This is a genomic window from Pseudomonas sp. PDM18 (assembly GCF_014852585.1).
In the GTDB taxonomy this organism is placed as follows: Bacteria; Pseudomonadota; Gammaproteobacteria; order Pseudomonadales; family Pseudomonadaceae; genus Pseudomonas.
In genome coordinates this window covers 310,354-328,125 of the sequence record NZ_JACVBX010000006.1, presented here as the reverse complement: position 1 = coordinate 328,125, position 17,772 = coordinate 310,354, and the positions used below count along the sequence as shown (strand labels likewise).

Here is a 17,772-nt window from a genome sequence, read left to right as displayed (position 1 = left end):
CAGGGGCACGCGTTGACGGGCCATCCCTGGCCCGACAACGCTCTCGCGACATCCATGTCGCTCAACCCCTGAAACTCCGCTTCAACGAGGCCTCCTGAACGGGGCGTTCGGCGCGTGCGGACATTTCTCTGGAAGTCTTTAAGAGCCAAAGCCAGGGCAGGAATGGAGTGGTTGTCGAGCTTTTCGTAGGAGCGAGCTTGCTCGCGAACCGCTCAACGCCGACGTTTGACTGTAGGAGCGGGCCTGACCCGTAAGAGCGCACTTCGTCCGCGATAGCGTCCAGAGCGCAGAAGACTCCCGACTTCAATCAAACGCGGGAATCGCCTCCAGCTCATGCAGCAGCCAGTCGGCGAACTCCCGCGCCAGGGCCTGGTTGCCGTGGGGTGGGATGATCAGGAAGTAGGGGTGAGGCGCCGGGAAGTCGATGTCGAACAGGCGTACCAACCGTCCCTGGTGCAACTCTTCGCCAGCCAGGATGTGGTCGCTGATGGTCACGCCGCCGCCGGCCAGGGCGGCGCGGATGGTCAGGTAGGCGTCGGGCAGGAAGACGTTCTGCCGTGCCTGCAGGCCGGGCACTCCGGCGGCAAGAAAGTAACGGCTCCAGTCGAAGCCGTCGTCCTCGTGCAGCAGTACCTGGCGCGCCAGGTCGCGGGGTTTGCGCAGGTGTTCCTGGGTGTTGAGCAGGCGCGGGCTGCACACCGGGAAGTAGCGGATATCGCCCAGCGCGGCGAAGCGCTGGCCTTCGATGTGCGTCTCGCCGAAGGAAATCACCATGTCTACCTGGCCCAGGTCGCTGCTCATTGGCAGCAGGTGCAGGGCGACTTCCTGATAGTTGCGCAGGAATTTCTCCAGCAGCGATGACACCCGTGCCAATAGCGCCGGAGCGCAGGCGATGCGCAGTTCGCCGGCGGGCTCCTCGGTGGGCAGGGCGCGGCGGATGTCGCGCAACTGGTCGAAGGCACTGCTGATCTGTTGGCTCAGCTGGCGCCCGGCCGGGGTCAGCTTCACGCCCTTTCCCTGGCGCTCCACCAGCGCCATGCCCAGTTCCTCCTCCAGCTTCTTCACCTGGTGGCTGACCGCCCCGTGGGTGACGTGCAGCTCCAGCGCCGCGCGGCTGATGCTGCCCTGGCGAACCAGCGCCTCGAAAGCGCGCAGAGCGATGAGCGAGGGCATGCGAAGCGCACTGTTCTGACGCATGAAGGACCTTCTTTGGTGAATTTGACTAACGATTCAGGTGGAAATCTATTGAATTGTCGTTAGTTAAATTTGCACAGAAGATGAGCCCACGCCAACACCGATCAACAAGAAAAAACGGCTGGAGATCCGCCATGCAGCATTTCGTCGACTTGCTCGGCCTGGGCAAGCGCTACGGCAACCTGCAGGTCCTGAGCGACCTCAGCCTGAGCATCCGCCAGGGCGAATTCCTCACGCTGCTGGGGCCGTCTGGCTCCGGTAAAAGCACCACGCTGATGATGCTCGCCGGCTTCGTCGAACCCAGCGAAGGGCGCATCGAGCAGGACGGCCGCGACATCACCCACCTGTCGCCGGACCAGCGCGAGTTCGGCGTGGTGTTCCAGGGCTACGCGCTCTTCCCGCACATGAGCGTGGCGCAGAACGTCGCCTACCCGCTGCGCATCCGCAAGGTGCCGGGCGCGGAGATCGAGCGCCGGGTCACCGAGGTGCTGGAGCGCGTCGGCCTCGCCGGCATGGGCGAGCGCGGCATCAGCCAGCTGTCCGGCGGCCAGCAACAGCGCGTGGCGCTGGCCCGCGCGCTGGTGTTCAAGCCGAAATTGCTGCTGCTCGACGAGCCGCTGTCTGCCCTCGATCGCCGCCTGCGCCAGGAGATGCAGGGCGAGCTGGCGCGCATGCACAAGGACTTCGGCACCACCTTCGTCTTCGTTACCCACGACCAGGAAGAAGCCCTGGCGTTGTCCGACCGTATCGCCGTGTTCAACAAGGGCCGCCTGGAACAGGTCGGCACCCCGCGCGAGGTCTACGAGCGCCCGGCCAGCCGTTTCGTCGCCAACTTCCTCGGCGACACCAACCTGCTGGAGGTCGGCGTGGTCGGTCGCGAAGCCGAGGCCACGCTCTGCGATTTCCGGGGCCAGCACCTGCGCGTGGCCAATACGCCCAATGCCGGCCAGGGCGGCAAGAGCTGGCTGGCGGTGCGCCCGGAACACATCGACCTGCGCCCGCTGCAGGACGCCGGCCGCGACAACGGCCTCTGCGCCACCGCAGGCCCCGCGACCTACCAGGGTGCCCACGTCAATCTCGAACTGACCCTGGAGCAGGGCGATCGCCTCGACCTGCGCCTGCCGGTGTCGCACCCGCTGCTGGGCAGCCTGCGCAGCGGCCAGCGCTACTGGTGCAGCTGGTCGCCGCAGCACTGCCACCTGTTGTCCGCCTGACTAACCCATAACGAAAACAAACGATCGGGGAGCAATCACATGAGCGACTCTGTAAAAGCAGGCCAAGGCTTCATCGAAGACGCCATCGAAATCGCCGCCCAGAAGGGCGAGCGCGCCGGCATCAGCCGCCGCGATTTCAACCGCAGCCTCCTGCTGCTCGCCGCCGCCAGTGCGCTGCCGTTCGGCGCCGGCGGCCGGGCCTTCGCAGCCGGCGGCAACCTGGTGCTGGCCAACTGGGGCGGTGATGCGGTGCCGGCCTTCGAGAAGAGCTTCGGCGGCTTCGACCAGGCTTCCGGGCTGACCCTGAAGGTCGACGGCAGCGGCCCCACCGAGGGCGCGCTGAAGACCCAGGTGAGCAGCGGCGCGGTGCGCTGGGACGTGTGCGATGGCGAGATGTATTCGTCCTACCGGCTGGGCAAGGACAAGTTCCTCACTCCCATCGACTACGGCATCGTCAACAAGTCGCTGATCGGCTACGGCGACGTGCATGACTTCGGTCTCGCCAACTACACCTACAGCTACGTGATCGGCTACGACCACGAGCAGTTCGGCAAGAACCCGCCAAAGTCCTGGGCCGACTTCTGGGACGTGAAGAAGTACCCGGGCAAGCGCACCCTCTACAAGTGGATGAGCGCCAACCTCGAATGCGCGTTGCTGGCCGACGGCGTGCCGCCCGAACAGCTCTACCCACTGGATGTCGACCGCGCCCTGCGCAAGATTGAAGAGTTACTGCCGCACATCGCCACCCACTGGTCCACCGGCGCCGAGTCGCAGCAGCTGATCCGCGACGGCGAGGTGAGCATGGCGCAGATGTGGCACACCCGCGCGGAGCTGGTGAAGAACGACACCGCCGGCAAGATCGACTGGAGCTTCGACGGCGGCATCGTCTCGCCCTCGGTGTGGATGGTGCCCAAGGGCAACCCGGCCGGCGCCAAGGCGGCCATGGACTTCATCGCCTACGCGCTGCGCCCGGAGGTGCAGGCCAAGCTCATGGAGGTCTACAACATGGGCCCGGTGAACCTGAAGGCCAACGACCTGCTCAGCGCCCAGCTGCAGGCGATCAACCCCACTGCGCCGGACAACCTGAAGAAGCAGGTGTCGCTGAACAACAAGTGGCACGCCGAACACTACGGTGAAACCCTGGAGCGCTACCTCGCGCTGATCGGTGGCTGAGATGCGACGTTTCGCACCGGGCGTGCTGCCGGTCTACGGCCTGCTGATCCTGCCCCTGCCTGTGCTCGTCGTGGTCGGCTACCTGCTGCCGACCCTCGGCGTGCTGGGCTGGAGCTTCAGCCTGCCGGAGTGGGGCACGCAGAACTACGCGGCCATCGCCGACAACGCCAACCTGCAGGCGGTGATCTGGCGCACCCTGCGCATCTGCCTGCTGACCACCGCGATCAGCGTCGCCATCGCCTACCTGATCGCCTACCGCTGGCGCTTCGCGACGCCGCGCGGCCGGCAGCTGATCGAGCTGTTCGTGCTGCTGCCGTTCTGGCTGTCGATGCTGATCCGTGCCTTCGCCTGGCTGGTGCTGCTGCGCAATGGTGGACTGGTCAGCCAGGGGCTGATGGCCACCGGCTGGCTCGACGCGCCGCCGCCGCTGGTGCGCAACGAACTGGGCGCGCTGATCGGCATGGTGCACTTCATGGTGCCTTACGCGGTGCTGCCGCTGCTGTCTTCGCTGAAGCAGGTGGACGACAGCCTGCTGCGCGCTTCCAGCAGCCTGGGTGCGAGCCACTGGCAGACGCTCAAGGACATCTTCATCCCGCTGACCCTACCGGGCGTGGTCGCCGCGTCCGCCATCGTCTTCGTGTTCAGCCTCGGCTGCTTCGTCACCCCGGCGCTGCTGGGCGGCGGCAAGGCCGCGATGCTCGCCGAGTACATCTACGTGCAGATGTTCCAGCTGTCCAACTGGGGGCTGGGCGCGGCGCTGAGCATCGTGCTGATGCTGCTGGTGGTGGGCTGCGCACTGCTGTTCGGACAACTCATCGGCTACCGCCGCCTGCTCGGGAGGAATGAGCTGTGACCCCGCAGGGAACCTATCTCTCCGCCATGCCCAAGGGCGTGAAAAAGTCGCAACTGCCGCGTCCGCCGCTGGGGCGCTGGCTATCCTGGGCCGCGCTGGTGCTGTCCGCACTGTTCCTGCTGCTGCCGATCCTGGTGATCGTGCCACTGTCGTTCGGCAACCAGCGTTACCTGGCCTTCCCGGAGGGCGGCTGGTCGCTGCGCCACTACGCGACGTTGTTCGATGGCGCGTGGCTGGTGTCAATCCTGCAGAGCCTGGGCCTGGCGCTGGTGGTCGGAGCGCTGTCCACCGCGCTGGCCTTCCTGTTCGCCACCGGCATCTGGCTGCAGCGGCGCTTCCGCACTGTGCTGACACTGATCGTGCTGCTTCCGATGATCGTCCCGCAGGTGGTCTCGGCCATGTCGATCTACTACCTCGACGCGCGCCTGGGCATTCTCGACAACCTGCTGGGCGTCGGCTTCGGCCACCTGCTGATGGCGCTGCCGTACTCGGTGATCGCCATGCTGGTGGCCTACGCGCGGCTCGACCAGAGCCTGTACAAGGCCTCGCGCTCGCTCGGCGCGGGGCTCTGGCCGACGCTCAGGCACGTGCTGTTGCCCAACGTGCGCGGCGGCATCCTCGGCGGCTTCTTCATGGGCTTCGTGATGAGCTGGGAAGAAGTGGTGGTGACCCTGTTCACCAGCGGCCTGAACGTGGTGACGCTGCCCAAGCGCATCTGGGACGGCCTGCGCTACAACCTCGACCCGGCGATCGCTGCCGTGTCCACCCTGATGATCGCCCTCACCCTGGCGGTGATGCTGCTGCGCATGTACCTCGAACGGCATCGACCGCCTTCCTGATCGCCCTGATTTACATCCGGTCGCCACGCTGGCGACCAGCCAATCTGCCTGTCGCTTGCACCTTGTCCCTGAGGAGGGAACCCCCATGCTTACCGCTTTTCCCGCGCGCACCTACCGTCAACGCGTCGAAGCCGTCAAACGGCGCATGGCCGATCGTGGCCTGGATGCCCTGGTGGTCAACTACCCGGACAACATCAACTACCTGACCGGCTTCGACAGCCTGGGCTTCCTCTGGTACCAGGCGCTGATCATCTCGCCGAAGCTGGCCGAGCCGGTGTTCCTCACCCGCACCAGCGAAGAGCCCTGCACCTGGGAGCTGTCGTGCATCAACGAGGCGATCTTCTACGACATCGCCAAACAGGACCCGCTGAAAATCGTCGCCGACGTGCTCGCCCAGGCCGGCCTGTCCCAGGCGCGCATCGGCCTGGAAATGACCGCCTCGACCTTCTCCCCGGCGCAGTACAACGCGCTGCTGGGCTATATGCCCGAAGCGCGTTTCGAGGACGCCGGCCCGCTGGTCGCCGAGAACCGCCTGATCAAGACCGCCGAGGAAATCGAGTACCAGCGCAGCGCCGCGCGCATGGCCGACCAGGGCATGCTGGCCGCCTTCGAAGCGCTGCGTCCGGGCATCTCGGAAGTGGAAGTGGCCGGCATCGTCGCCAACGCCCTGGGCCGCGCCGGCAGCGAGTACTCGGCGATCAGCCCGATGTGCGCCACCGGCCGCCGCAGCACCATGACCCACGCCATGCCGCACCGCCAGACCATCAGCCACGGCGACGTGGTGATCCTCGAGCACGCCGGCGTGTGCAACCGCTACCACGCGATCCTCATGCGCACCGCGGTGATCGGCAAACCCAGTCCGCGGGTGAAGGAAGTGGCGACCCTGCTCACCGAGGCCTTCAACGCGGCCATCGACATCGCCAAGCCGGGCACCCCGGTGGGCGAGGCCAACCGCGTGTGCAACCAGATCCTCGACCGCATCGACCTCTCGCGCACCCGCGTCCACCGCATCGGCTACAGCCTCGGCCTGGCCTACCCGCCGACCTGGCTGGAAGCGATGATGGTGGACGAGGCCGACGACCACGTGTTCCAGCCGAACATGTCGTTCTCCATCGAGCCCAACCTGTCCTTGTACAGCGAAGGCTTCGGCATCAAGCTCGGCGACACCGTGCTGTGTGGTGAGAAGGGCTCGGCGAGCCTGTCGGAGATACCGCCGGAACTCACCATCATCGACTGATACGGGCTCGCCTTCAGCCGTATAACGTCGTTGGGCGGCCTTGCCGTGCTAAAGCACTGTCTTCGGCCGCCCGCCTGGTTCTCCAGCTGAATGCAAACCCGTATGAACCTGATTGAAGCGTGTCTGCGCCTGCGGGCACAGTGATGAAGTCCGAGGGTTTCCGATGAGTCACACGATGGATATTTTCTGGCACGACGACGTGCTGCGCCACGACACCGCCGCTGGTGTGTTCGAGGCGCCGCCCAGCGACCTGTTGGCCGAGCAGCTGCTGCACCCGGAGAGCAATCCCCGGCTGCTCAACATGCGCGCCATCCTCCAGCGCGGGCCGGTTGCCTCTTCGCTGCGGTGGCACGAAGGTCGCCATGCCAGCGAAGAAGAACTGCTGCGCTTCCACGATGCCGACTACCTGCGCGGCATCTTCGCGGCGGACGCCCAGGGCAAGCGCTTCAGCAGCACGACGCTGATGTCTGCCGGCAGTCTCGCCGGCCTGCTGGCCGCCGCCGGCACCAGCCTGCTGGCACTGGAAAGCGTGCTGGCGACCGGCAACCCGGCCATGGCCCTGGTACGCCCGCCGGGCCACCACGCCGCGCCGGCCATGGCCGACGGCTACTGCTTCTTCAACAACGTCGGGGTTGCCGCGCGCGCCGCGCAGGCGGCGGGGCTGGAGCGGGTGGCCATCGTCGACTGGGACGTGCACCACGGCAACGGCACCCAGGAAGGTTTCTACGACGATCCTTCGGTATTCACCGTGTCCCTGCACATGGACCACGGCGCCTGGGGGCCGAGCCACCCGCAGAGTGGTGCGGCCGACGAGCGCGGCTACGGCGCGGGACTGGGCAGCAACCTCAACCTGCCGCTGCCCATGGGCTCGGGCGACCAGTTCTACGAGATGGTCTTCAGCCGCTTCGTCGAGCCGGCGCTGCGGGCTTTCAAACCGGACCTGCTGGTCATCGCCAACGGTCTGGACGCCTCGCAGTTCGACCCTAACGGCCGCCAGCTGGTGACCATGCAGGGCTTCAATCGCCTGGCCCGCCGCGCCCGCGCGCTGGCCGACGAACTCTGCCAGGGACGCCTGCTGGTAGTGCAGGAAGGCGGCTACAACCCGGCCTACAGCGCGTACTGCCTGCATGCCGCAACGGAAGGCTTCCTCGGCCAGCCGTCGACGCTGCCTGATCCGCTGGCCTACATGCCGGAACCGGCGGCGCGAGTGGAAGCCGATCTCGCCGCGCTGGACACGCGGCTGGCGACGGCGGGGTGGAAGTTCGGCTGAGCCTGCGGCGCGATCCGTTCGTGCCGGATTCATCGCTTGCGTAGGGCGCATGACGCGCCAGCGTTATCCGCCGTGGACGGCCCGGCGGATAACCTGTTCCAGGTGATGCGCCCTACGTTCCTTCAAATGCGGTTTGCCGCACCAGTAACTTCAGCGATGATCGCGATAGCGCTCGGTCAGCGACTGTACGCGGGCGACGTAGGTTTGCGTCTCGCTGTAGGGCGGTATCCCGTTGTACTTGTCGACGGTCATTTCACCGGCGTTGTAGCTCGCCAGCGCCAGCCGCTGATTGCCGTTGAAACGCTTGAGCAGCCAGGCCAGGTAGCGCACGCCGCCACGAATGTTCTGCCGCGCATCGAAGGGGTTGCTGACATTGAAGCGCTCGGCGGTGTCGGGCATCAACTGCATCAGCCCCTGGGCGCCGGCGATGGAAATCGCATTGGGCTGGAACGCCGATTCGGCATGGATCACCGCGCGGACCAATGCCTGGTCGACGCCGTAACGGGTCGAGGCCGACTCGATTTCCCGTCGGTAGGAGCGAGTGTCCAGGCGCAGATTGGCGACGTTGAAGTCCTTCGGTGCCATGCACAAATAGCAGCCCTTGATGTAATACACATCGATCACATCGACCCGCGCCGAGATCCCGACCGGGCGGCGGCTCACATACTGCCGAACACCCTTGTGGACGAAGGTGTACACCCGAACCCGCCCTGCGCCCGGCTTGTCCCCGCGCTCGGAGGCTGGCGCGGCCTTCGACCTGGCGCCGGCAGTCGCGCCCGACTTGCTGGTCTGGCTTGTCTTGCCGTTCTGAAGCGTGCAGTGGGCACCGGCGATGGCATGGCTGCTGTGGCTGACGGTGCCGTCCCGGGCCTGGCAACGGTAAAGGGCATTGGAGTAAAGCGGTGCGACCAGCAGTGCCAGTCCGATGCAGCCAGGAAGGCTCCTGCGAGCCCATCGCCAGGTTCTGGAACTCATCAAACCGCTCCGCGCCGCGGGCGCCGATCAGGCTGGGGAAGCCTGATCCGGGTAAAGGGAAAGGGCCATCAGGGGCTGTCGTCACAGGGTTGATCCTGGGCGACCTGCCGTTTCGTTTCGCTAGTTATAGCCCTTTCAAGCGGTTGTGGAGCTTGGGGGGACGTACGGCTTACCGGCGTTCCAGGTCAGGGTGCAGGTCCGCAGATTCGCGAGCAAGCTCGCTCCTACGCAGAGCGTGTGGCACCCCTTGTGGGAGCGAGCTTGCTCGCGAACACCTGCAACGCCGAACTCAACCGAGAATGAAATACACCTTGCGCACCGGCGTGAGGTTTTCCCAGGTTCCCTTGAAACCCGCCGCGACCACGAAGGAATCCCCCGGCCCGAAGGTCTTCGCCACGCCATCGGCGTCGGTCAGGCGCACAGTGCCTTCGAGGATGTGGCACAGCTCGTCGTAGTCGCACTCGCAGCGCTCCAGGTGCACGCCGGCTTCCCAGATGCCGGCAATGGCGTTCTTTTCCGGAGCGCTGAAGTGCCGCCAGCTGCGGCTCTGGTACGGCGCATCGACGATCGCCGGATCGTTGATCTCGCGCTCCTGCGGGGCGAGTTCGGGGTTGGCGAAGTCGATGACGTGGCGGGGCAGGGTGGACATGAGGTTCTCCATCAGGAATCGAAACCGACGCCGAAGGCATCGAAGGTCTTGAGCAGCAGGTCGCGGCGGCCGGTGCGGTCTTCCTTGGCCAGCGAGCGCTGGGCCAGGCGTACTCCGAGGTAGCGCAGCGGCTCGGGCGGGAAGGGGAAGGGCTTCTGCGAGGTCATGCGCAGTTGGGTGCGCTCAGTGCTTTCGCCGCCCAGTTGGTCGAGCATGTTCAGCGCAGCGAAGCGGCTGGCCGCCACGCCCTGGCCGGTGAAGCCCAGCGCATAGGCGACGCGCCCGCCGAGCACGCAGCCGGTGAACAGCGTGGTGCGCGCCGAGGTGTCGATAATGCCGCCCCAGGCATGGCTGAACTCGACCGGACCGAGCTGCGGGAAGGCCTCGCGGAACTGCTCGGCCAGGCGCTGGAAGCTTTCCGGGCGCTGGGTCAGGGCCTCGTCGCGGCGGCTGCCGAAGTGATAGATGGCGTCGAAGCCGGCCCAGAGGATGCGGTTGTCGGCGGTCTTGCGCAGGTAGTGAAACTGGTTGCCGGCATCGGCGATGCCGTAGCGGTCGACCCAGCCGATGGCGCTCAGCTGGTCTTCGGTGAGCGGCTGGGTGACCAGCGAGTAGTCGTACACGGGGATCACGCTGGAGTTCAGGTGGCCGAGCAGCGGCGGGGCGATGTTGGTGGCCAGGGCGATCTGACCGGCCTCCAGCTCGCCACGATCGCAGCGCAGCATCAGGCGGTCGCCGCGCTGGTGCAGCTCGTGCACCGGGGTGTTCTCGAACAGCTCGATGCCTTGGTCCAGGCATACCCGGCGCAGCTCGGCGGCCATCTTCGCCGGGTTGAGCAGTGCGTAGTTGGGTTCGAAAACGCCGGCCTTGTACATCGGCGAGTCGAGTTTCTGCGCCAGTTCCGCGCCTTCGAGCCACTCGCAGTCGATGCCGAAACGCTGGTAGTTGCTCTGCATGCCGCGCAGGCCTTCGACCTGCCAGGGCTGCATGGCGACGCTGAGCTTGCCGCGACGCTCGAACTCCACGTTCATGCCGAAGCGCTTCAGGTCCGCCTCGAACTCGTCGAGGTTCTGACGGCCCAGGCGTACCAGGGTTTCGGCTTCTTCCGGCCAGCGGCGCAGGGCATTGCCTACGCCGTGGGAAATACTCGGCGCGCAGAAGCCACCGTTGCGCCCGCTCGCCTCGCCACCGCAGCGACGCGCCTCGACCACCGCGATGCTCGCGCCGGGCCAGCGCAGGCGGGCGTGCAGGGCGGTCCAGAGACCGGTGAAGCCGCCGCCGACCACCACCAGGTCGAAGCGGCGATCCGCTTCCAGCGCCGGTGCGGCGGGAGCGGGATCGAGAGTGTCGAGCCAGAAAGGTCGGGGAGTGGCGTGCGCAAGAAGGGCGGATGTCATCGGAAAACTCCGGCAGAATGTCGGAAGAAAAAGTGGTCTTCGGGCCGTGTCCGAGTTTTGTAATCGCTCCGGGGTGCCCAGGCATACGGCTAGCCGCTCTTTGCGGGCACGCCCGGAGCAGTAGAAGCCGGCCAAGACCGGCAGGGGAAAGCGATGAGTGAACAACAGGGCTGGAGCGCCACGCTCGAAGACACGACCTACCAGCCCGACCCGGCGAGCGCCGTTACCCACGCGGTGGTCATGAATTATCACCAGGCCTGGCGTCGTCGTGACATCGAGGCGCTGATGGCGCTGTTCGACCCGCAGGTGGAGTACAACGATTTCTTCCAAGGCCGTCGGATCGCGCCGCACGAACTGCGCGATTACCTGCAGACCAGCATGCCCGCAGCAGGGGATGAGTCGCAGGTCTACGCCGACCGCCTGCGGGTGGACGGCGACACCGCCTTCCTGCAGTACCAGGTGACCCTGCGTGGCACCCAGGGGCTGGTGTCCTTCCGCGCCACCGAGGCCTACACCGTGCGTGACGGGCGGATCATCCGCGTCAACGAGCACGCCGCGCTGGTCGGCCAGCCGGAAAAAGTCGCCAGCGAGCCGCAACCACGCATGGCCGACAGCCGCCTGGGGCTTTCCGCGCGGCAATTGAGCCTGCTCGGCGGCGATATCCAGCAGTACTTTCAGCAGACCCGGCCCTTCCTCAACCCCGACCTGGACATGCCCCAGGTCGCGGCGGCCACCGGCTACACGCGGAACCAGATTTCCTATTTCCTCAACCAGGTGCTGGGGCTGAGCTTCTACCAGTACCTGAACCAGCTGCGCCTGCGCCACCTGCTCGGCCAGCTCGACGGCGCCACCAGCGTCACGCGCATTGATGAACTGGCGCGGGCAGCGGGGTTCCGTTCGCTGTCGACCTTCTACCGCTGCTTCCGCGAAGAGACGGGGTTGTCGCCGAAGGCTTATCTGGAACAGCAGCGGGCGTGATGTTTTCGTAGGACCGAGGGGGACGCCTAGTCCTTGCTCGCGAACGTGTTTCCGGCGACTCCAGTGCCGGGCGGTTCGCGAGCAAGCTCGCTCCTGCATGAAACTTCTGCGCTCGGATCGGCCCTCGGCCTAGCCCTGGCTGCGCGCCCCGCTCCAAAGGGAGAGGGGACCGACCGGCCAGGTGGAGTCTTTGCTATCAGCCGGCATGATTTTCCCCCTCTCCCTGAGGGAGAGGGCTGGGGTGAGGGGCAGCACAACGCCGAATTTTCCAGAGAGGCCAGTTGCTCCAGCGAGGAGTTCCGCGCGTGCCCGCATGCACGGCGCGCGCGTTATCAACCCCGTGCCCATTTCCCTATGCTCGGCCGACAAGCATTCAAACAAGCTCAGGAGACCTTCGCATGCGCGACCAGCTCTATATCGACGGCCAGTGGCAGGCACCCGCACAAGGCGGCCGCTTCGAGGTGTACGAACCCTCCAGCGAAGCCATACTGACCGTAGTCGCCGCTGCCACCGGCGAGGACGTGGACCGCGCCGTGCTGGCCGCGCGTCGGGCTTTCGATGAGGGGGAGTGGGGTCGCAGCAGCGGCAAGGAACGCGCCGGCTACCTGCGCGCCATCGCCGACAACCTGCGTGGCCGCCGCGAAGACCTGGCCCGCCTGGAAGTGCAGGACAACGGCAAGCCGCTGCCCGAGGCGCAGTGGGATATCGACGACGCCATCGGCTGTTTCGACTACTACGCCGAGCTGGCCGAAGGGCTGAATGACGAGGGCGAAGTGGTCGCGCTGCCCGACGAGCGTTTCGCCTGCCGCGTGCTGCGCGAGCCGGTCGGCGTGGCGGGGCAGATCATCCCCTGGAACTACCCGCTGCTGATGGCTTCGTGGAAGGTCGCGCCGGCGCTGGCCGCCGGTTGTACCGCCGTGCTCAAGCCTTCGGAGCTGACCCCGCTGACTTCCCTGGAGCTGGCGGCAGCCGCCGATGCCGTGGGCCTGCCCAAGGGCGTGCTCAACGTGGTCACCGGCCTGGGCCGTGACGCCGGTTCGCCGCTCTCGGCGCATCCGGGCGTGGACAAGCTGGCCTTCACCGGCAGCGTGCCGACCGGGCGCGCGATCATGCAGGCGGCGGCCCAGGACATCAAGAACGTCAGCCTGGAGCTGGGCGGCAAATCGGCGTTCATCGTCTTCGATGACGCGGATGTCGAGGCAGCCGTGGAGTGGATCCTGTTCGGCATCTTCTGGAACCAGGGCCAGGTGTGCAGCGCCACGTCGCGCCTGCTGGTGCAGGACGGGCTGCATGACCGGCTGATCGAGCGCCTGGTGGAAGAAACCCGCCGCATCACCATCGGCAACGGCCTTGAGCCGGGCGTGCTGCTCGGCCCGCTGGTCAGCGCCGGCCAGCACGCCAAGGTGTTGCAGGCCATCGAGGCCGGTGTGCGCGATGGGGCGAAGCTGGTCACTGGCGGCAAGCGTCCGGCCCATCGAGAGAAAGGCTGGTTCGTCGAGCCGACCGTGTTCATCGACGCGCCGCTGGAGAGCGCTGTGTGGCGCGAGGAAATCTTCGGCCCAGTGCTTGCCGTGCGTCGTTTCAAGGACGAAGCCGAGGCGCTGCGCCTGGCCAACGACAGCCAGTTCGGCCTGGCGGCAGCGGTGATGTCTGCCGATCCGTCGCGTTGCCAGCGCGTGAGCCGCGGCCTGCGCGCCGGTATCGTCTGGGTCAACTGCTCCCAGCCGACCTTCACCCAGGCGCCCTGGGGCGGCTACAAGCAGAGCGGCATCGGCCGTGAGCTGGGCGTATGGGGGCTGGACAACTACCTGGAGACCAAGCAGGTCACCGAGTACCTCAGCGACCAGCCGTGGGGTTGGTACATCAAGTGATGTGAGGGGGGCGAATAACCCGTTCCGGGTTATTCGCCCTACGCCGGCATTCCCTTGTAGGAGCGCGCCATGCCCGCGATCGCGCGCAGGGCGCGCTCCTACAGGGGAATGCCGTCGCTCCGGCTCAGACCAACCCCTTCCCCTGCAAATGCTCGCGCAGGTAGTCGATGAACACCCGCACCTTGCGCGTGCTACGCCGGTGCGGCAGGTAGAGCACATGCACCCAGGGACCGAACGCGCTCTGGTCGCGCCAGCAGTCGGGGAGCTGTTCCACCAGTTCGCCGCTTTCCAGGTAGGGCAGTGCGCTCCATTGCGGGAGGAACTGCAGCCCCTGGCCGTCGAGCAGGCACGAGAGCAGGAAGTCGTAGTTGTCGCTGGCGATGCGCGGCACCGGCTGGCGGATGCGGATGCGTTCGCCGTCCCTCTGCACCCACCAGAAATTCCGGTTCAGCAGCGGGTGGCGGAAGATCAGCCAGTCGTGCTGCTCGTAGTTCTCCAGCATCACGTCCAGGCCCTTTTCCGCGAGGTATTTGGGGCTGGCGCAGAGCATCAGGCGGTTTTCGAGCAGCGGCTGGGCGATCACGTCCGGCAGGTCGATGGGGCCGTCGCGCAGGGCGATGTCGTAGCCGCCTTCCACCAGGTCGACGAACTCGTCCAGCAGGTCTACCTCCAGGCGCACCTGCGGGTGCTCGCGGAGGAAGCGGCAGCACACCGCGTTGAAAAAGGCCGGGGCGAAGGAGGGTGGCGAGACGATGCGCAGGCTGCCGCGCAGCTCGGTCTGCAATTGCTCGACTTCCTCGCTGGCGCGCTGCAGTTGCATCAGCGCCGAGCGCGCGCCTTCCAGGTAGATGTGCCCGGCTTCGGTCAGCGCCATGCGCCTTGTGGTGCGCTCGAACAGGCGCTGGCCCAGGTCGGCCTCCAACTGCGCCACGCCCTTGGTGATCGCTGATGGCGTCTTGCCCAGTTGTTCGGCGGCGCGGCTGAACCCGCCGTGGTCGGCGGTGGCGACGAACATGGTGAGGGCGGTCATCTTGTCCATGGATTGCTTCCTGGCAGGAACAGAAGTTGTGCGGGAAGTCAGTGTTAAAGCCGCCGTGGCTTTTGCTTAACCTTCGTCACAGATCAACAATAACGAAGGCTCTGCGATGAAACTACTGATTCCGGCGCTGGTGTCGGCGGCTTGCGCTTTTTCCTCGATGGAAACTATGGCCGCCACCGACCTCATCTTCCACGGCGGCAAGATCTACACCGCCGAACCCGGCCAGGCGCTGCAGCAGGCGGTGGCGGTGGAGAACGGTCGCATCCTCGCCGTCGGCACCGACGCGCAGATCCTCAAGCTCCAGCAGCCGGCAACGAAAGTCATCGACCTGCACGGCCAGGTGCTGATGCCCGGTTTCATCGACGCCCACACCCATCTAGTCAAGGGCGGCCTGCAGATGCTCCAGGCCAACCTGGACAACCAGGACCTGCCCCTCGCCGAATTCGAGGGCAAGCTGCGCCAGTGGCGTGACGAAGGCCGTGCGCGGCGCGGGCGATTCCTCTATGTCGGTGGCGTGCCCACGGCTTACTGGGACGAGCTCGGCGAATTGCAGCAGCGCTTCAACCAGGGAGAATGGGCGAAGCAGCCGATCCTCCTGGCCGGCGGCGACTACCACACCGGCTGGGCCAATCAGGCGATGCTCGACCTCGCCGGGATCGACGCCGCCAAGGTCAAATCGCTGCAGGGCGAGGAGCAGGCCACCATCGGCCATGACGCCGACGGCAAGCCTAACGGCTTCCTGGTGGATGCCGGCCTCTATCCGGTGCAGGCGCTGCTGCCGCTGGCGAGCAACGACGAACTGCTCAAGGCCCTGAAGGGTGCGCAGAGCTACTATCACGAGCTGGGCATCACCGCGTGGATGGAGCCCCTGGCGAACGAGAACCCCGGCGGCGACATCCACAACGATTCCGTCGGCGTGCTGCCCGCCTACAAGATGCTGGCGGAAGAGGGCGGGCTGACCGCTCACGTCGCGGCCCTGCTGATGGCCGACTCCAAGGCGACCCCTGCCGACCTCGACGAACTGGACAAGGTGCGCCAGCAGTTCATCGGCGTGGAGAACCTGACCCTGCCGGGCATCAAGGTCTTCGCCGACGGCGTGGCCGAAGTGCCGGCGCAGAGCGCAGCGATGCTGGAGCCCTACAGCAACTCGAAGAAGTACGGCGAACTGCTGATCGACCCGAAGCATTTCGGCGAGCTGGTCAGCGCCGCCGACGCCCGCGGCTGGCTGGTGCACATCCACGCCATCGGCGACCGTGCGGTGCGCGAATCGCTCAACGGCATCGAGCAGGCGCGCAAGGATCGCCACAGCGGCATCCCGCATTCGATCACCCACCTGCAGATGGTCAACCCCAGGGACTTCCCGCGCTTCAAGGCGCTCGACGTGATTGCCGCCATGCAGCTGTACTGGGCTGCGGCCGACGAGAACAGCGTCGACCTGGTCAAGCCCTACGTCAGTGCCATGGCCTTCCTGCACATGTACCCGGCGCGCTCGCTGCTGAAGAACGGCGCGACCCTTTCCGGCGCCAGCGACTGGCCAATCACCACGCCCGATCCGTGGAAGGCCATCTACCAGGCGATCCAGCGCGTCGGCCCTAAGGGCGTGCTCAACGCCGCGGAGGACATCGATCGGCAGACCATGTTCCAGGCCTACACCCTCAATGCCGCGCGCACCCTGCGCCTGGAACAGAGCATCGGTTCGCTCAAGCCGGGCAAGCAGGCCGACCTGATCCTGCTCGACCGCGACGTGTTCACGGTCAAGCCCGAAGCACTGCGTGATACCCGGGTTCTCAAGACCTGGTTCGCCGGCCGCGAAGTCTATAGTCGACCAAGCGATAAACTCTGATTCACCCGGAGCGCTCCGGCGCTCCGGCCTCGTTCAAAAAGCAATTGCAGGAGCCTTGCCGTGATTCTTCACACCTTCACCACCGACATCCGCGACCCGCTGCAGCGTGGCCGGCAGATCGGCGAAACCTTCGCCGAGCAGATCCGCCAGACCGTGGCGCTGTACCTAGACTTCTTCCCGCGCGTCGGCGTGGAGAGCGACAAGGCGCGCGCCATCGGCGAAGCCAGCCTCGCGGCGCTGGCCGACTGGTGTCCGGCCCTGGCGAAGGAAGTCGAAGGCCTGGCCCTGGGCGTCGGCCTGCCGCTGTGGCAGCTGGCGGCGCTGAACGCGCGCACCGAAGTTCTCGCGGTCATGCCCGAGCAACCGGTGGAAGGCGAATGCTCCACCTCCGTCTACGCTCCGGCGGGTGCGGCCGCTCCGCGCAGCCTGCAGACCTGGGACTGGCACGACAGCCTGGTGCCCCACGGCCTGCTGCTGGGCTTCACCGGCAGCACCGGCCTGACCGCCAAGCTGTTCACCGAGTTCGGCATGCTCGGCAAGATCGGCGTGAACAGCGCAGGGCTTGGCGTGCACTTCAACATCCTGCACCACGCCAGTGACGACGGCAGCGCCGGCGTGCCGGTGCATGCCATCGCCCGCCGCGTGCTGGAAGAAGCCACCAGCGTTACCGAAGCCATCGACATGGCGCGCTCGGCGCGGGTCAGTGCGTCCACCGTGCTGACCGTCTTCACCCGCAATGACGTGCGTGCCCGTGCCGCCAGCATCGAGATGAGCCCGGCGCACACCGCCGTGGTGGTGCCGCGCGAGGATGGCTGGCTGCTGCACACCAACCACTTCCTCGACGGCGAACTGAGCTGGGGTGAGCGCACGGCCGACGTGTCCACCACCTACGCGCGCCTGGAGCACCTCAAGGCCGGCACTGCCGGCATGACTGGCAAGGCCCTGCGCGAGTGCGCCGATGCCTTCTGCGGCGCAGACGGCGACCAGGCGGTGGTGTGCTTCCACCCGGACATGTCCGAACCGGACACCGAACGCTGGGAAACCTTGCTGAGCATCGGCCTGGATACCACTGGCTGCGCGCTGGAGTACGTGGCCGGCACGCCGAAGAAGCTGGCGGATGAGGGGTTCCTGCGGTTCTGACGCTCCTCCTCCCGTCGTAGGGCGCATAACGCGCCAGCGTTATCCGCCGCCGAGCTACCGGCGGATAACCCGTTTTGGATTGTGCGCCCTACGTATCACC

Annotated in this window: 15 protein-coding genes; 10 read left to right on the top strand and 5 right to left on the bottom strand. The window is 66.4% G+C overall.

Features of this window, described 5'->3' with window-relative positions:
- Positions 1 to 303: 303 nt before the first annotated feature.
- The gene (locus IB274_RS15205) at positions 304 to 1,197 is read right to left on the bottom strand and encodes a LysR substrate-binding domain-containing protein (protein ID WP_192432761.1); all 894 of its coding nucleotides are present in this window, start codon (positions 1,195 to 1,197) and stop codon (positions 304 to 306) included.
- Positions 1,198 to 1,328: 131 nt separating this feature from the next.
- Between IB274_RS15205 and IB274_RS15200 the strand changes: the two genes are divergently transcribed.
- The 6 genes from IB274_RS15200 to IB274_RS15175 all read left to right on the top strand — a co-directional run bounded on the left by IB274_RS15200 (position 1,329) and on the right by IB274_RS15175 (position 7,780).
- Complete coding sequence (locus IB274_RS15200; RefSeq protein WP_192432760.1) at positions 1,329 to 2,408, top strand: ABC transporter ATP-binding protein; 1,080 nt, start codon at positions 1,329 to 1,331, stop codon at positions 2,406 to 2,408.
- Positions 2,409 to 2,447: 39 nt separating this feature from the next.
- Positions 2,448 to 3,581, top strand: a complete 1,134-nt coding sequence (locus IB274_RS15195; RefSeq protein WP_192432759.1) for an ABC transporter substrate-binding protein — start codon at positions 2,448 to 2,450, stop codon at positions 3,579 to 3,581.
- Position 3,582: 1 nt separating this feature from the next.
- A complete protein-coding gene (locus IB274_RS15190; protein WP_192432758.1) occupies positions 3,583 to 4,434 on the top strand; it encodes an ABC transporter permease in 852 nt (283 codons plus the stop codon).
- Entirely contained in the window at positions 4,431 to 5,273 is an 843-nt protein-coding gene (locus tag IB274_RS15185) for an ABC transporter permease (protein WP_318652878.1), read from the top strand. The genes IB274_RS15190 and IB274_RS15185 overlap by 4 nt, the downstream gene beginning before the upstream one ends.
- Positions 5,274 to 5,358: 85 nt before the next feature.
- On the top strand, positions 5,359 to 6,510 hold the full coding sequence (locus IB274_RS15180) for a M24 family metallopeptidase (protein WP_192432757.1): 1,152 nt from the start codon (positions 5,359 to 5,361) through the stop codon (positions 6,508 to 6,510).
- A 175-nt stretch (positions 6,511 to 6,685) separates the two neighbouring features.
- Complete coding sequence (locus IB274_RS15175; protein WP_192432756.1) at positions 6,686 to 7,780, top strand: hypothetical protein; 1,095 nt, start codon at positions 6,686 to 6,688, stop codon at positions 7,778 to 7,780.
- Between the two features lie 150 nt (positions 7,781 to 7,930).
- Here IB274_RS15175 and IB274_RS15170 read toward each other — a convergent pair whose 3' ends face one another.
- From IB274_RS15170 to IB274_RS15160, 3 genes are all read right to left on the bottom strand, one after another.
- Complete coding sequence (locus IB274_RS15170) at positions 7,931 to 8,755, bottom strand: lytic transglycosylase domain-containing protein (protein ID WP_192432755.1); 825 nt, start codon at positions 8,753 to 8,755, stop codon at positions 7,931 to 7,933.
- 289 nt (positions 8,756 to 9,044) lie between these two features.
- Positions 9,045 to 9,404 (bottom strand): cupin domain-containing protein, encoded by a 360-nt coding sequence (locus tag IB274_RS15165; protein ID WP_192432754.1) that lies wholly within the window; start codon positions 9,402 to 9,404, stop codon positions 9,045 to 9,047.
- A gap of 11 nt (positions 9,405 to 9,415) precedes the next feature.
- Complete coding sequence (locus IB274_RS15160) at positions 9,416 to 10,801, bottom strand: NAD(P)/FAD-dependent oxidoreductase (protein ID WP_192432753.1); 1,386 nt, start codon at positions 10,799 to 10,801, stop codon at positions 9,416 to 9,418.
- A gap of 240 nt (positions 10,802 to 11,041) precedes the next feature.
- Here IB274_RS15160 and IB274_RS15155 point away from each other — a divergent pair, with 240 nt between their 5' ends.
- Together IB274_RS15155 and IB274_RS15150 are read left to right on the top strand one after the other, a co-directional pair.
- Positions 11,042 to 11,779, top strand: a complete 738-nt coding sequence (locus tag IB274_RS15155) for a nuclear transport factor 2 family protein (protein WP_225614875.1) — start codon at positions 11,042 to 11,044, stop codon at positions 11,777 to 11,779.
- A 398-nt stretch (positions 11,780 to 12,177) separates the two neighbouring features.
- Positions 12,178 to 13,650 carry an aldehyde dehydrogenase family protein gene (locus IB274_RS15150; RefSeq protein WP_192432751.1) on the top strand — a complete coding sequence of 491 codons (1,473 nt, stop codon included), beginning with the start codon at positions 12,178 to 12,180 and terminating at the stop codon, positions 13,648 to 13,650.
- A 124-nt stretch (positions 13,651 to 13,774) separates the two neighbouring features.
- Here IB274_RS15150 and IB274_RS15145 read toward each other — a convergent pair whose 3' ends face one another.
- Positions 13,775 to 14,689, bottom strand: coding sequence for a LysR family transcriptional regulator (locus tag IB274_RS15145; protein WP_192432750.1), 915 nt, complete (start codon positions 14,687 to 14,689; stop codon positions 13,775 to 13,777).
- Positions 14,690 to 14,795: 106 nt separating this feature from the next.
- Between IB274_RS15145 and IB274_RS15140 the strand changes: the two genes are divergently transcribed.
- Positions 14,796 to 16,532, top strand: a complete 1,737-nt coding sequence (locus IB274_RS15140) for an amidohydrolase (protein ID WP_192432749.1) — start codon at positions 14,796 to 14,798, stop codon at positions 16,530 to 16,532.
- 60 nt (positions 16,533 to 16,592) lie between these two features.
- On the top strand, positions 16,593 to 17,672 hold the full coding sequence (locus tag IB274_RS15135; protein ID WP_192432748.1) for a C45 family autoproteolytic acyltransferase/hydolase: 1,080 nt from the start codon (positions 16,593 to 16,595) through the stop codon (positions 17,670 to 17,672).
- Positions 17,673 to 17,772: the final 100 nt, after the last annotated feature.

Coding starts and splice junctions, on each gene's coding strand:
- IB274_RS15205 (WP_192432761.1), bottom strand. CDS start 1,197: ATGCGTCAGAACAGTGCGCTTCGCATGCCCTCGCTCATCGCTCTGCGC.
- IB274_RS15200 (WP_192432760.1), top strand. CDS start 1,329: ATGCAGCATTTCGTCGACTTGCTCGGCCTGGGCAAGCGCTACGGCAAC.
- IB274_RS15195 (WP_192432759.1), top strand. CDS start 2,448: ATGAGCGACTCTGTAAAAGCAGGCCAAGGCTTCATCGAAGACGCCATC.
- IB274_RS15190 (WP_192432758.1), top strand. CDS start 3,583: ATGCGACGTTTCGCACCGGGCGTGCTGCCGGTCTACGGCCTGCTGATC.
- IB274_RS15180 (WP_192432757.1), top strand. CDS start 5,359: ATGCTTACCGCTTTTCCCGCGCGCACCTACCGTCAACGCGTCGAAGCC.
- IB274_RS15175 (WP_192432756.1), top strand. CDS start 6,686: ATGGATATTTTCTGGCACGACGACGTGCTGCGCCACGACACCGCCGCT.
- IB274_RS15170 (WP_192432755.1), bottom strand. CDS start 8,755: ATGAGTTCCAGAACCTGGCGATGGGCTCGCAGGAGCCTTCCTGGCTGC.
- IB274_RS15165 (WP_192432754.1), bottom strand. CDS start 9,404: ATGTCCACCCTGCCCCGCCACGTCATCGACTTCGCCAACCCCGAACTC.
- IB274_RS15160 (WP_192432753.1), bottom strand. CDS start 10,801: ATGACATCCGCCCTTCTTGCGCACGCCACTCCCCGACCTTTCTGGCTC.
- IB274_RS15155 (WP_225614875.1), top strand. CDS start 11,042: ATGAATTATCACCAGGCCTGGCGTCGTCGTGACATCGAGGCGCTGATG.
- IB274_RS15150 (WP_192432751.1), top strand. CDS start 12,178: ATGCGCGACCAGCTCTATATCGACGGCCAGTGGCAGGCACCCGCACAA.
- IB274_RS15145 (WP_192432750.1), bottom strand. CDS start 14,689: ATGGACAAGATGACCGCCCTCACCATGTTCGTCGCCACCGCCGACCAC.
- IB274_RS15140 (WP_192432749.1), top strand. CDS start 14,796: ATGAAACTACTGATTCCGGCGCTGGTGTCGGCGGCTTGCGCTTTTTCC.